The following is a 15,228-nucleotide window of genomic DNA, read 5'->3' on the forward strand; positions in this document are numbered from 1 at the left end:
GCGGATTTGGACGTGGACATGTTTAATTTATCCAATGGCCAGCAGATTAATTTGACCACGACCCAGGGCAAGGGATTGAATATAAGGGCAAATACCAACCCGGCCACGGTAGGCAGTGTCTTGTTGACGCTTTCGGGACCTGTGAACAACACCAGGAACGAGAATGTGGCTCCCTATGCGCTGTTAGGTGACAGCGGCGGGAATTATTATGGACAACAGTTTCCCTTGGGCAATTACACCATTAGTGCTACAGCCTTTAGTGGATCAAGTCAGACCGGTACCAATCTGGGTACTTTAACAATTCCTTTTTCCATCGTATCCCAAAACACAGCCAAAGGGTACCCTTCAGAAATTGCTTTGGAAAGTATATCTAGTAGTGAAATAATAGAATCAGAAGCGATAATTGGACTAAAGTTTTTTCCAAACCCTACCTCTTCGGTAGCCCAAATAGAGCTACTTGATCCGTCAAAAAGTATAGAATCAATTATTATATTTGATCTTAGTGGACGGTTGGTTAAAAAATTTAAAGCATCTGAACAGAAAACTGATGAAAAGCAGTATCAATATAGTGTAGCGGATCTTGAAGATGGTGTTTATTTGGTCAATTTAATAAACGGTAGCACAACATTGTATAACTATAAACTAGTAATTAAGAAATAGATAATTTTTGACAATGTTAATAAAAATCATCTATCGTTTTTTCAATTACGGGGAAAAGCAATTTAAGGAGACTAGTAGTTAATTGTAATTCCTTTATGCTTTGTAATTGAAGATGGTTATGAACATCAGAGGCAACATAGTCTATTAAACCGTGTTTTAGAAGTTTATGTGCCTTCTTTTGAACATCCTTTCCATAGAATTGGCCAAGAGATAAGAGGTTTAACTGCAAGAGAATTCCATTTTTTTTGTACTTCATAAACTTAGAAGAATTCAGATGCAGGAATGCATATCTTTCCGGGTGGGCCAGAATTGGAAAATACCTGTAGGAGGCAATGTTTTGAATAGCGTCGTTAAAGTTTATGGGCGGCTGTAAATATGACATTTCTATTAATAAATATCTATTCCGTAAAGGCATCACCTTGTTATTTTCCAAGAGGTAATCAAAATTGGCGTCTATCATGTGTTCAGCTGCCACATCCAAGGTGATATCCTTCATGCCTTCGGTTAATAGGCTGTCTTGTACTTTGCTATGGGCACTGTGGATTGTATCATAATCATTAGGGTAATAATTATGCATAATGTGGGGTGTAGCTATAAATTTTTTCACCCCAATTTCGGAGAATCCTTTAATTAAGTCTATTGATTCATCTACGGTTTTCGCGCCATCATCAATACCAGGTAGAATATGGTTGTGAATATCCACAAAATCTCCTAGATAATCTATTAAAAATTTTTTCTTGCTAAAGAAATAAAACATTTACTATATATTTTAGTCCAAAAATAGTGTTTCTTTTGTTACTGAATTGATGGTTTCCTCACTAAAGAATTTTCTGGTTATAGATTAATGTTGGTTAATTTAAATTTTTATCGATGCCAAGTTAATTCTCGTCATTCAATTGGTTTCTTTTATATATTTGTTATACAATTATGTACTATGGGCACTGGCTTATTATATTGAAACCTAGTCTTGAATTTCGGAATTGCATTGGTATGCATACTTTTTCCTATAATGGGATACCGAAGAATATAAACGAATATTTATCGAAAATGTTTTATGTAAAAGGAGATTTGAATGTCCTTGGTATTACTTGTTTGGTAGCATAATATTGGCATTGAAACACCGATTTTCCAATTTTCTTCGATAACACCAATAAATTAAATGAATTTTTAAATTGAAAAAAGAGAAAATAAAAAATCAAACAGAAATTAGTCGAAATTTCTTGATTGTCTCCCGCTGGGGGGAAACATTGGATATGGCTGTAGCCATATTGGGTGAAGGCCATGCTGTTAAAATGTACATTGAGGATAAGCCCTCTAGGGAAATTGGGTATGGATTTGTTCAAAAGGTAAAAGATTGGAGAAGCCAGGTCGATTGGGCCGATGTTCTAATTTTTGACTACACCGGTTATGGTAAAATATGTTCGGAATTAAGGACACAGGGTAAATTAGTAGTAGGAGGTACGGAATATTCCGATCTTTTGGAGTTAGATCGAAGTTTTGGCCAGGCAGAACTGAAAAAGCAGGGAATAAAAATATTGCCTTCCAAAGAGTTTTTTAATTTTCAGGATGCGATTGATTATGTCAAGACCCATCCAAATGCCTATGTTATAAAACCTTCAGGCGAAACCCAGGAATATAAACAATTGCTTTTTGTGGGCAGCGATGATGAAGGGCTGGATGTCATTAGGGTTTTAAAGGCCTACGAGAAATCCTGGGGAAATGATTTTGGTAATTTTCAGTTGCAGCGCAAGGTAAAAGGAGTGGAGGTATCGGCTTCCGCCTATTTCAATGGAAAGGAGTTTATATACCCTATAAATATAACTTTCGAACATAAAAAACTATTTCCAAAAGAGCTTGGCGTATCTACAGGGGAAATGGGATCTAGTATGTTTTGGACCAAAGATTCACCTATTTTTGAGGCTACATTAAAAAAGTTCGAAAGCAATTTGGCCAAGGGAGGTTTTATAGGTCAATTGGATATTAACTGTATAGTTAATGGCAACGGTATTTACCCCCTTGAATTTACCTCCAGATTTGGCTACCCCCAGATATTTATACAACGTGCCGGAATTTTGGAACCCCTTGGAAATATGTTTTACAAATTGGCTTCCGGACAGCATTTTAAGATCAACGTTAGAAAAGGATTTCAGGTCGGGGCCTATATGGTGGTTCCTCCTTTTCCGTTTGAGGATAAAAAAACCTTTGAACTATTTTCAAAAGATTCTGTTATTGTATTTAAAAAGGATATGAAAGAAGGGGTGCATCCTATGCACCTTAAGAAAATTAATGAAGAATGGTTAATTACGGGTAATACGGGTATTGCACTTTTGGTTACTGGCACTGGATTAACCATGAAGGATGCCCAGAAAATGATGCAGAATAGGATAAGCAATATTATCATCAATAACGTTTATTACAGAACGGATATTGGGGATAGGTGGTCCGATGATTTTGATCGCCTGTGGTCATGGGGTCTGTTATAAAAGAGGGGTATTTGTTGTGATAAATCATTTTTTATGCAGTTGATAAATATAGGATCCGATGGTCAGGAATTTTTTAAAATTCTACCCAAAGATTGGCAGGATATGATTGTTCCCATTTGGGAAGATTATAAAAGGAGTGCGATTATCTATGTTTTTAAAAATGATGAGGAATTAGGGGCAGGAGGTATTGTCTTTAGTGGTGCTCCTCCAAATATGACGGTATTTGAAATTGAACAGGGCCAAAAGTATGTGGATTTGGGCTTTCATTATATTGGCTTTTTATTCGTGGATCCCAAATATAGAAATCAGGCTTTGGGCTCCAAATGGCTTATGGCGTTAAAAGAAGAATTTCCCAATCAATCCTATTGGCTCACTATTGAAGAGGAGGGGCTACGATCTTTCTACGAGAAAAATGGATTTAAATGCGTTTCAGAAAGCAGTGATTTGAACAATCGGGAATGGATACTTATTTTTAATCCATAATCTGTAAAGTGAATGTACTGTTTAGAACAGGAAATTATCTTAGCATTTAAAACCTTCTTCACCAAAGGCATCCAATAATACTAACTATTTTCGTGTTCTTCCATATCTTTCCGCAGATCCAGTTTTCTAAAAGTAGGGGAGATGGCCCCAGTGAAAAATACGGTAATTAAGGTCATGCATCCTCCAAAAACGACTGCTGTAACCGTTCCCATCAATTTAGCCGTAAGACCACTCTCGAAGGCGCCCAATTCATTTGAAGAGCCTACGAACATGGAATTTACGGATGCAACTCTGCCACGCATATGATCGGGTGTCCTTAATTGTAAAATGGTTTGTCTTATAATCATCGAAATTCCATCGGTAACTCCACTGAAAAAGAGGGCGATTACCGAAATCCAAAACCAGGTAGACAGACCAAAGACAATTATACAAATCCCAAACCCAAAAATAGAACCCAGAAGTTTTAGGCCAGCACGTTTATTCAAAGGAAAATAAGCGGAGGTAAACATAATAACCAAGGCACCCACTGCCGGGGCAGCCCTTAAAATTCCAAATCCCTCCGGCCCCACTTTTAGTATGTCCTGGGCATAAATGGGCAAAAGAGCTACAGCTCCCCCAAAGAGAACGGCAACCATATCCAAGGTTATGGCTCCCAAAATAATCTTTGTTCCAAATACAAATTTTACACCTTCTTTTAAACTTTTTATGACGGGTTCGCCAATATTCGGATTTAAAATGGGTTTCTTTTCAATTTTCGTTAAAATCAGCAGTGCCATTAAGGAGAAAGCAAAGATAAGGCACATGGACCAATGTACCCCTATCAAATTTATACCAAAACCGGCTAAAGCAGGGCCGAGAACAGCAGCCATTTGCCAAACGGAACTACTCCAAGTAGCCGCATTGGGATATACTTTTTTTGGAACTATCAATGCAAATAACGAAAATATCGTCGGTCCCAAAAAAGCCCTAACAATACCACCAAGAAATACCAAAAAATATATGGAATACAAAACACCTTTCTTAGACCATTCACTTACGAATTGAGGCCATGTAAGTAAAAACAATCCCAAGCTTATTATGGAGAAGCTTAAAATACATTTAACAAGTAAACCCTTTTTTTCTTTTTGATCAACAATGTGACCTGCAAATAAAGCCAATGTTACTGCAGGAATTACCTCCATAAGGCCTATTATTCCTAGAGAAAGGGGGTTTTTGGTCAAAGAATACACTTCCCATTCTATGACCACAAACTGCATTGACCAGGCAAAAACCATGGCAAAACGGACAAGCAAAAAAACGTTAAATTCCTTATATCTAAGCGCAGAATAGGGGTCTTTTTTTGCCATGAATTATTTGATATTAACCTTGGCCTCAAAAAATATTATAGCGGTCGACATTAATAAATATTATTGCATTCTATGGTTATGACAGGAAATGTAAAAAAGAACTACAATTTCTTAACAAATTTCGTCAGAATAACAATTTGTTGACCATCTACCTTGCCCTCAATATATTCTGCATTTTCATGGTCCAAGGAAACACGTCTTACAGCAGTACCTCTCTTGGCCACCATGCTTGATCCCTTTACCGGTAAGTCTTTGATAAGAACAACGCTATCGCCAGCTTCAATAACGGCACCATTGCTGTCCCGATGAATAATTTGATTCTCCGAAGGTGCACCTTCTCCTGTTGCCTTGGCCCATTCCAATATATCTTCATCCAAATACATCATATCCAATAAATCTTGAGGCCAACCTTCCTGTCTTAGCCTGCTCAACATACGCCAAGCAATTACTTTTACGGGAGTATGCTCGCTCCACATGCTATCATTTAAACATCGCCAGTGATTGGGGTCTGTGTTGTCCGGATTTTCTATTTGATCTTTGCAGATTTCACAAACCAATAGATTGTCTTCCAAATCACGATTTCTAGGAGGTTGAACTTCCAATACGCTTAATTTTTCGGGACTTGCACATAACTCACATTGGTGATTACTTCTTTTTCCCAATTCTCGCTCAATATTCATTATAAAAGTTTTTGTAGGGACAAATGTAAACGAATTGAATTAATGGATCCCATGGAAATGTTAAAAATAGGTAGGTTTTTATAAGGGTGGCGCCATAATAATCTATTTCACAATTACTATTCTTCGATTATGATGATTGGTTCTAGGAGCTAAGATTTATTTAAATTCTATAATGTTTTTGTTTTGTCTCTTTTTTTTTAATTGGAAGCCTAACGGTAGGTTATAAATCATACAATGCAGATCAAAAAGGGATTTGGTCATTTTTTCGAGTATTTTTCCGTAGGTAATGGGTTTGATCAAAACCTTGACTGTTTTGGGCAATGGAGTGAGTAATATATTAGGTCTTTAGTCAACAACGAAATAGGATATGCTTTGGCCAGTAATAAGTGGGTGTATTAAAATTAGGCGTCAAGTGAACTATTAGAAAAAGACTCAAGAATAAACCGATAAGATTGTCATAGATGATTGGTATAGTCAGCGTACTTTTGGTATGTTGGAAAAACGAATGATTTATAATTTGTCCCAAATAAGGTAGTCTTCAAGAGGTCTAATGAAAAATTTAAGCAACCTAGGGAGCTGCTTAAAAAGTAATTGGCCCAATCTTATTTGATGTATTTAATTGATTTTGTTGTAAATACATATTTATATAATGGGCCCATTTACTTTTTAGGATGCATTAATTATCTAAATGTGAGGGTTCTTATTATTGATTGATAATTTTATCTAAAAATTCACAGTTAATTTTCCTCTAAGAAAAAATGGAGTTCCAGGTGTAAAGTGAATTTCTTCAACCGAAGATGACTCGTTTTGTAGTCTGCTTTCCGTGGCAAATTGTGTTTCGTTCCATTCCGTATCAAATAGATTCTCAACAATTAAACCTAAGGTCCAATTCTTAAAAGAATAATTAATATTCATATCCGCTACGGTATAGCCATTAGCTACAATAGAATTATCTTCGTTTGCCGGTCTATTTTTAACTAACCTATAATTAAGGCCCCCGGAAAAATTTCCTAAATCCCGAATTGAAATTCCTCCTGAGGAAGTAAGGTCTGGGGACAATGGGATATAATTAGCTCCTTTGGGCTCTTCCGTACTCCTTGCATAGGTGTAGTTGATATCTCCGTATAAGTATAGCCAATCTGTACATTGATAGCGTAGGCCAAAGTCAACCCCCAAACGTTTTGTCTTTCCACTAGGCTCCACAATTCCTGCATCTCCCACGTATACAAACTCCTGTTCCAAAAATAGTGCCCATAAGGCCGCATTTACCATTAATTTGTCCAACGGTTTTATAATGGTCCCCAAATCTGCAGAATAGGCGGCCGGAAGTATTTCTTTTCCATTGTTTTTCGTAACTACCCTAGTATCATTGGAATGAAAACCGATTCCCGTTTTTCCGAACAATTGCACTCCTTGGGAGGGAGCATAGATAATATTGAGTTTGGGCCCTAAAAAAAGCTTGTCCTCACTTTTATTGTCATAGGTTTCAGATAACAAGTCCTCATAATCAAACTTAAAATAATCGAATCTTAAGCCTGGGTTAATGGTCCATTTGTTTCTTTTGTAGGTGAGGTTGAAAAAGCCATAGCCGTTCAGCTCATCTATATTTCCGTACGCAAGCCTTTCCAAAAGTTCTTGCCTATTTATGGTCCTGGACAACTGCACCTCATTTACATCATCATATCGGAACCCAGTGCCTGCTTCATATTTAAGTTGGGAATTATGGTCGTCAAGGTGCACGGAATGCTCATATTTGGTTTCTGCCCCTAATATGGTTCGGGCTTCCTGCTGTTTTATCTGATCGCCATTTAGTGGGTCTTCCAAGAAAAACGTAAAATTAGAAAACAATTCAAAATCGTATTTGGTCAAATAGGCTTTTGAAGTTAGGGTAGAATGCTCGTCTATCAATTTTTTATGATTTATTAAAAGGTTGGACCTGCTAGTAGAGCCACCCTCCGTATCGTCAATAGCGCCAAACCTTCCAATAATCCCCTGGTTAATGGCACGTTGCGGAATTTGCCCCGAAGCATCCCATTTGCTCTGAAAATGCGAGAGGGTAATACTTAATTCCTGATTTTCCCTATTATTAAAATTATAGCGCCCCATCATATTGATACGATTGAAATTTTGTGGGGAGTCAAAGGCTCCATCAGAAAGCATTAGTTCCGAAGCTACATAGCCATTACTAAAATCACTTTCCATAATTTTGAACATTCCCATGGCACGAATGGTATTGAACATCCCGGTCTCCAAGGACAAGAGGTTGTTCACTATTATATCCTTGGTTATAATATCTACATAGCCTGCAGTATTAAAATTCCCCTTATCTACATAATAGGCACCTTTTCCAAAATCTATATTTCCTATGGTTTCCGGGATTATAAAATGCATGTCCGCATAGCCCTGACCATGGGCATGGGAAACCATATTTACGGGTAGTCCGTCTACGTTGATACTTATATCGGTGCCATGGTCAATATCGAATCCCCTAAGGAATATCTGTTCTGCCTTCCCGCCACCAGCGTGTTGACCGATAATAAGACCTGGTACTTTTTGTAATATTTCTTGGGAAGATTTCACGGGGTTTGCCAATACGTCTACATGTGCAAATTGACTCATGGCATTGACTTTGGAAACCAAAATTACCTGATCTAAGGATACGGCCGATTCTTTTAAGATCACGTTAATGGAGCTATCTAGTTGGTTTTCGGCTATTTGGATATTGTGATTTAGATAACCAAGGCTGTAGAAGTAAATGAAATCCCCAACAGATATATCGTCCAGTTCAAAATAACCCGAGACATTGGAATAGGTATAGCCCCCGGTAGTTTTATTATATACGGCCACACCATTTAAGGGCACATTGTCCTCCGAATATATTGACCCATTAAGATCGTGCGCCCTTGACCCTGCGCAGAGCATTAGAATTATAAAAAAGTGTATATAGTTTTTCATCGCTTGTTATTTAGGTACTGTTTGTTTTGCCAAACCAATACATAAAGGGACCGTGGTAGTATGTCCCTAGGAATTGGTGGTGCTTCCTTTAATAAGGTGTAGTCAGCGTTAGTAATAATGCTGGGAACTACCTCATGAAGAAGGAAGGCGCTTGGAGCCTCAAGAACAATTGTTTGTTAAATTTAAAGGTGGTTTTAGCGATTTTAGGGTGTAGCCCTTAGTGGGGTCGCTTATGACCCTGTCAATATTTCGATCGGTTTCATCAATTGGGAATTTAGCGCTTAGATAGCCCGAGTAGATCAGATGCTTGTCTAGGGGTAAGGAATCAAAATAGGAATCACTTGAGTGATCTTCCTCATTGAAGGTACTAAAAAAAGAAGATATAATATTTAAGAACACATGCTCATGAAGGTCTTCTGTAGCATCGTGCGGGTGCATTGCATGTACCTGCTGGTAATCGGACGTGGTTGCGTGGGGGATCACATAATTTGGCAGCTCCAATTCGTGCGTAACACTATGTAAAAGACTAATTATCTGTTGGCGTACCGGATTCATCAGATAACATATGCCCATGATAATGGCAATGTATTTAATCAGCGCTGGCTTAAAGCCTTTTTTAAACTCGTATTGCATTCTATTCCTCCATCAGGGCAATTAGTGTTGTTTCTATATATTTGGCATAACTTGAAATGGTGGGCAGTTCAAATATTTTGTTCAAGGGTAAGTTCATCTCCACTTCTTCATTAATACGTGCCGTAACCCTAATGGCGGCCAAGGAATGCCCTCCCAATACAATAAAATTATCCTGGGTACCCACTTGTTTTAAATTAAGGACCTCTTTCCAAATTCTTGCTAATAGAGCTTCAATCTCGCCTTTAGGAGCAACATAGGGCGTCTCCATTTCTAGCTGCGAGCTATTGAATTGTTTTAGGGCGTGCTTGTCCACTTTTCCATTTCCAGTTAACGGAAGTTCTGGCATATACTTAAAATGAACAGGTACCATATAGTCTGGTAGCGCCTTCCTTAAATAATTTGATAATGCTCCCTGAGCTACTTTTTGACTCCCGGAATAATAGGCCACCAACCGTTTTTGGCCCAATTCACTATGTATGGGCTCCTGGTACCCAATTTCCTTCATAATTCGTTTTACCGCTGTTTCATCTATATGCTCATTGATTTCTTCCAAAGTCTCGGTTCTGGTTTTGTGTCCCATGCGTACATCCCAACTATAGGGAAAGGAATAGTTACTATACCCCTTTTGTTTTTTATGCACATAGATGCCTAATTGGTTGATCAAGCAATTTGTGGAACGGCCGGTATCCGTTGGTCGCACCCATCCCACTTTTTCCTTGAGGAAGGCAAGCATTTCTTCCAGGCTCACGTCGTTGTACCTATAGTAATCTACGAATTGGACTTTATCAAAAGTCTCTTTATTATTGAACATGGAGACATCCATAAGCGATTTTACGGCATCTTCTTCTTGGTGGTATAATTTTCTAGCTTCTAAAATGGTTTGGTCTATAGTTGTAACCGCGACATTTTTGTCCCAAAAAAGTTCTTCCGTCAAGCGGGTTTCGAAAAACTGTCCACGAGAAAGTCCGGTGACCACAAAGGGAATTTTTTTCTCCAAGGCAATTTTGGTACTTAGGGTATATATAGTCTTAAAGCAGCCATTACACACATTTTGGTGTCGCTCCAAACTATCCACGAATATTTTGTTCATAAAAGGGGTGTGGCCATATATATGGTCTACTCCTAATTTTTTGACAATGATGTCTATATTTTGCTTGGCCTGCTCGGAGATATAGCCATTGTCCAAGGTAAAGGCCAGTACTTGAAGGCCCATTTCCATCAGTTTGGCCACAACGAAAGTGCTGTCCTTGCCGCCGCTCAGTAGGGATATACAATCGTAATTTGGGCTTTTTCCACGTTTGGAGATCAATAGGTCCCTAAGTTCATTCTCGGTTTTGAAATAGCGTTGTGCCAAATTCTTATATCCCTTAAACGCATTGCAAAGATGACAAACGTCATGGTCGTCAAAATCAGCATTCGGATAGTTAGAGGGAAGTCCACATTCCGCACAATTAATGACCTCATCATCTGGAATTGTTTTTTTATCCTCGATCAAGACCACAGCGGCATTTGTTATGTCGTGATGCCTTAATAAGTTGGATTCGATATCTGATAGCTCTATCCGAAAGCCACCAAGTTTTACCTGTTCATCCGCTCTCCCTATATATTCCAATTCCCCAGCACGATTCCTTCTGGCCAGATCGCCAGTACGGTACATTTTTGAGCCTTTTACAAACGGATTGGGGACAAACTTTTCCTTGGTCAATTGGGACATGTTTACGTATCCTTCCGCTAAACCCGTGCCACTGAGATAGATTTCTCCTATGACCCCATCTGGAACCAGATGGTCTTGTGAATCTAAGAGATAGACCCTCATATTATCGATTACACTTCCTATGGGCACTGAGGTACCTAGATGTTTGGCAATGTCATATTGAGATACGATACAGCCCACTGTGGCTTCTGTGGGCCCGTATTCGTTAAATATTTTTAATTGATTACCGAAGTTCTTTTGTATGGTATTCGCCAAAGCGATCTTAAACATTTCCCCTCCCAAAATCATTAGTTTTATTCTAGAGTGGGAGAGGTCCATACCATGCAATAGGGCCAAATGGGAAGGGGTGAGTTTTATACTATTTACCTTGTTATCCGTTACCACCTCCATGACGGAGATATCAGGACCAATGGTGTTTTCCTTGTAAATCACTAGCTCCCCACCGGTAATCAAGGGGAGAAAAGAGGCAGTGATAGTAAGATCAAAACCTATTGAGGTGAACAGGGGAAACACAAAAGGTTTTCCGAGAGCATAGGTCTTTTTTGCCCAGTGCAAATAATTATATATGGCCCCATGGGAAATTAGGACCCCTTTTGGTTTTCCCGTAGACCCTGAGGTGTAGATGATATAGGCGATACTAGAACTAGGGATCACTATCTCCGGAATTTCTTCTTTTTGCTGTTTTATATTATCCGTATTAAAATCTAGCAAAACGGTTTCAACTGTGGTGTCAGGTAAATGTTGTTTTAAAGACGTGTTGGTCAAAATAAGGTCGGTCTCCGAATTGTAAAGGATATAGGCAATTCGTTGCGCAGGTTGGTCAGAAGGAATGGGGATAAATGTACCCCCTATTTTCAGTATGGCAAGGACTCCAATGATATATTCCGGACTTCTGTGGATATATATAGCCACTCTATTACCTTCTCCAATTCCTTTAGTTAGTAGCAGTGAGGCAAGTTGATTTGATCTCTGGTCAATCTGAGTATATGTATATCGCTCGTTTCTATAGTCTAGGGCTGGTTGGTCGGCACACATGCTTACCGACTCTTTAAATTGGGCTAGGATCGACTTATACCCTACGGTTGGAAGTATTGGGGTACCTATTAACACCTTTTTTTCCTTTAAACTGATCAAATTGGGTCTGTTCACCGGTTGATCCGAATCCTCTAGGAAAGCATCAAAAAGGTTTAGAAAATGGGAGGGCGCATTTAAAATTAAATCATTATCAAAAACAGCACGGTTAAAGTCGAACAGCATGGTAATTTCGCCTGTACTATCAAAATCTACTACATGACAACGCAGATGATGTGCTGGATCGCAATGACCTGGGTGAATCCATTCTGATTTCATAGGAAACCCATTAAAATCATTGAACTTGGCATTGATATAGTTTAAAACCACATTGAAAATTTTACTTATAGATGGGTTAGACATTCCAGGTTGGGTATATCTTAAATAGTTGGCCGTTTCTATTTTTACCCGTTCTAGAACATCGAGAAAATTATCCTCTTCCCCAATTTGCAATTGTATTGGAAATAGCGCTATGAATAATCCCGAAGTTTGCTTAAAAGTTTTAGTAGAACGATTGTGGGAGAGGGCGCCTAAACTCACATTTTGATTCCCGGTTACACGGTAGATAAAAGTGAAAATAAGCGTGCTCATGAGGTTGAACAGCGTTAGGTCCTGAGTCCATGATCTAACTTCCGGCCGAGCAGCCAGGGTCTTTAATTTATTGGTTCGTTCTGTCCCTAAAGGTAATACTACCCGCAGGGCCTTTGAGGTGGGTACAACGTTATCTTTCCCGTAAAGTACGGGTAGCTCGTTATGATTTTTAATTTTATGTTTCCAGTACTTTTGAACCTTTTGTGAGATTGCAGAATTCGATTGTTGCTCTTCAAATTCTACATAGTCGCCATAATTCGGTAGCTGTTTAAATTCAGAAAGATCATCCCTCAAAAGGTGCTTGTAAAGGGAGGTCATGGTTTTAAATAGTATAGTGGAGGAGGTGGCATCAGTAACTAAATGATGCATGTTCAGAAACCAAATACACCTATCTTGAGCAATTTTTATTAGGACGGAATCAAAAAGAGGTTTTGAAAGATCAAAAATTCGCTGACTTCTACACTGCATCCATTCATTGATATATTTTTCGTTTTCGTCTTTCTTCGAAAAATCAACAATTTCCATGTTATATTTTACATAAGGAAGTATGGATTGTACAGGGGATTCCCCAATTTCAGAAAAAACGGTACGCATTACATCTACCCGGTCAATCAATTCTTGAAATGCCTTGGAAAAGATGTCCATATCCAACGTTCCACTAATATCAAAAGAGTGCGCCATATTATATAGCGGTACCTCCGGATTAAGTTTTTGACCTAACCATATGGCTAACTGACTGGAAGTGAGTTTTTTGAATTTTGATATTTCTGTGCTACTCATAGCTTACGTTAAGATTGATCCTTGTTGGATAAATATGTAGTAATATGTGAAACGGACATAAAGTTTTCAATAATCATATCTTGTGGAGGAACCGATATGCTATATTCGAGTTCAATAAAAAGGATTAGTTTCATCATCCCTAGCGAATCTAATATACCACTGCCTAACAAATCGTCATGTGGGTCTAGAACCTCTTCCAATTCATTGTTAAGTAAATCTTCAGATATATATTTTATCAATATTTCATTCATATTTAGGAACCATTATTTTATTTTTAAAAGCAAGAAGATCTATTTTTCCGGAACTGGTTTTTGGAAACTCTTGCATTATTTCTATCCTATTGGGAACCATGTATTGTGGCAATTTTTGTTTGCAAAACAAGATCAGTTCATTAGAAGTGATGTTTGCTTGCTTACTCACTATTACCCCGGCGAAAAGTATTTTATCTTGCGAGTCGATTTCTAAAAGGCAAACCGCGGCCGTATTTATCTGATCATGCCTTTCCAAAACAGTCTCTATCTCATCTAACTCTATACGATACCCCCTTAGCTTCACCTGCCTATCGCTACGCCCCATGAACACTAAATTACCATGCGTGTCCATCTTTACTAAATCTCCTGTTTTGAAATATTCATCTACTTCATTTGATGAGGTATATTCCAGATATAGGGATTTCTTGGTCAATTCCGGATTGTTCCAATATCCCATCATCATGGTGTCCGATTTTACGGCCAATTCACCAATAGCACCGATCTCGTCCAATTCCTGATTATTTTCATTTAGAATTTTGTATTTATTAGTGCCCCACATCTTTCCTATTGGTATTTGGCTATCCAGGTAAGGCATTTTTTGAAGGGGGTAGTGTGTGCACTGGTTTACTTCGGCCGGACCATAGATATTATAAAATTTCGCTTGTGGCCAAGATTGCATTAACGCTCGTAAGTATTTTATGGTAAAATTTTCCCCACCGAATAGTATATGTTTCAGTGTTTTTAGTTCAAATTTAGGCAGCAACCCACTCAAATACAATTGAATCAGCGCTAGTGGAACCGAATACCAAATGGTCAGTTTCTCTTTTTCCATCAAGGTCAATAAACTGGCCGGTAACTTGGTATGTGCATCCGAAATAATTATAGTGGTGGCTCCGGCCAATGGGGCTGTAAAATAACCAAAGGTCGAGATGTCAAAATGTAAAGGAGCATGGTTTGCCACTCGATCTTCGGGCGTTACTTGGAACAATTGTGCCGATAATTTAGCGTAAGCCATTGCACTTCTATGGGAATGCATAATCCCCTTGGGCAGACCTGTAGATCCGGAGGTGTACATGATATAGGCCAAATCTTCCTCTGTGATTTGAATGGGTAAATGCTTCACTAAATCCTTGTCAAAAATAGTTTTCCAAGAAGCTGACGGGATAGCAATTTCAGCCTTGATGCCCACCACCAATTTTATGGGACTGTTTTTTCCTACTATTTTTTGTATCCTATGGGTTAGTGATTCTATACCAACTATAATTTCAATGTTGCAATCCTTCAATAGAAACAGGCTTCTCTCATGTGGTGCAAATGGGTCCAGGGGAACGTAGGCTGCCCCAGATTTCATGATACCATAAATGGCGATTACGGTCTCCAAACAACGATTCATATAAATGCCTACTCGATCACCTTTCCGAACCCCTTTCCCAACTAAATAGTTGGCTAGTTGATTGGTTTTTAATTCTAGTTCAGCAAAAGAAATGGAAGTACCCCCATATTTAAAAGCTTCTTTATTCGAAAACTTATGGGAGGAATTGGTAATTATAGCTGTAAGCGTTTTTATCAATGTGATTTGTT

At 38.4% G+C, this 15,228-nt stretch carries 11 protein-coding genes; 3 read left to right on the forward strand and 8 right to left on the reverse strand.

From position 1 onward, the window contains the following. Positions 1–660, forward strand: a 660-nt coding sequence (locus MWU78_RS20835) for a T9SS type A sorting domain-containing protein (protein WP_247001465.1), incomplete at its 5' end; no start/stop codon positions are given. A 16-nt stretch (positions 661–676) separates the two neighbouring features. Here MWU78_RS20835 and MWU78_RS20840 read toward each other — a convergent pair. After that, positions 677–1,417 carry a CpsB/CapC family capsule biosynthesis tyrosine phosphatase gene (locus MWU78_RS20840; protein WP_247001466.1) on the reverse strand — a complete coding sequence of 247 codons (741 nt, stop codon included), beginning with the start codon at positions 1,415–1,417 and terminating at the stop codon, positions 677–679. Between the two features lie 415 nt (positions 1,418–1,832). On the opposite strand from MWU78_RS20840, the gene MWU78_RS20845 reads away from it, so the two are divergent. Together MWU78_RS20845 and MWU78_RS20850 are read left to right on the forward strand one after the other, a co-directional pair. After that, positions 1,833–3,143, forward strand: a complete 1,311-nt coding sequence (locus MWU78_RS20845) for a phosphoribosylamine--glycine ligase (protein WP_247001468.1) — start codon at positions 1,833–1,835, stop codon at positions 3,141–3,143. Positions 3,144–3,176: 33 nt separating this feature from the next. Beyond that, positions 3,177–3,626 (forward strand): GNAT family N-acetyltransferase, encoded by a 450-nt coding sequence (locus MWU78_RS20850; protein WP_247001470.1) that lies wholly within the window; start codon positions 3,177–3,179, stop codon positions 3,624–3,626. Positions 3,627–3,706: 80 nt separating this feature from the next. Here the strand turns inward: MWU78_RS20850 and MWU78_RS20855 are convergent, their stop codons facing one another. From MWU78_RS20855 to MWU78_RS20885, 7 genes are all read right to left on the reverse strand, one after another. Then, positions 3,707–4,972: an MFS transporter gene (locus tag MWU78_RS20855; RefSeq protein WP_247001472.1), complete on the reverse strand. Its 1,266-nt coding sequence runs from the start codon at positions 4,970–4,972 to the stop codon at positions 3,707–3,709. A gap of 101 nt (positions 4,973–5,073) precedes the next feature. Then, complete coding sequence (locus tag MWU78_RS20860; protein WP_247001474.1) at positions 5,074–5,652, reverse strand: alkylphosphonate utilization protein; 579 nt, start codon at positions 5,650–5,652, stop codon at positions 5,074–5,076. A gap of 723 nt (positions 5,653–6,375) precedes the next feature. Further along, positions 6,376–8,607 (reverse strand): TonB-dependent receptor, encoded by a 2,232-nt coding sequence (locus MWU78_RS20865; RefSeq protein WP_247001476.1) that lies wholly within the window; start codon positions 8,605–8,607, stop codon positions 6,376–6,378. A gap of 159 nt (positions 8,608–8,766) precedes the next feature. Further along, on the reverse strand, positions 8,767–9,240 hold the full coding sequence (locus MWU78_RS20870) for a hypothetical protein (RefSeq protein WP_247001478.1): 474 nt from the start codon (positions 9,238–9,240) through the stop codon (positions 8,767–8,769). A gap of 1 nt (position 9,241) precedes the next feature. Further along, positions 9,242–13,396, reverse strand: coding sequence for an amino acid adenylation domain-containing protein (locus MWU78_RS20875; RefSeq protein ID WP_247001480.1), 4,155 nt, complete (start codon positions 13,394–13,396; stop codon positions 9,242–9,244). Between the two features lie 8 nt (positions 13,397–13,404). Further along, entirely contained in the window at positions 13,405–13,647 is a 243-nt protein-coding gene (locus MWU78_RS20880; RefSeq protein WP_247001482.1) for an acyl carrier protein, read from the reverse strand. Then, positions 13,640–15,217, reverse strand: a complete 1,578-nt coding sequence (locus tag MWU78_RS20885; RefSeq protein ID WP_247001484.1) for an amino acid adenylation domain-containing protein — start codon at positions 15,215–15,217, stop codon at positions 13,640–13,642. The genes MWU78_RS20880 and MWU78_RS20885 overlap by 8 nt, the downstream gene beginning before the upstream one ends. Positions 15,218–15,228 lie beyond the last annotated feature (11 nt).

This window comes from Arenibacter sp. F26102 (assembly GCF_023015865.1).
Taxonomy (GTDB): Bacteria; Bacteroidota; Bacteroidia; order Flavobacteriales; family Flavobacteriaceae; genus Arenibacter.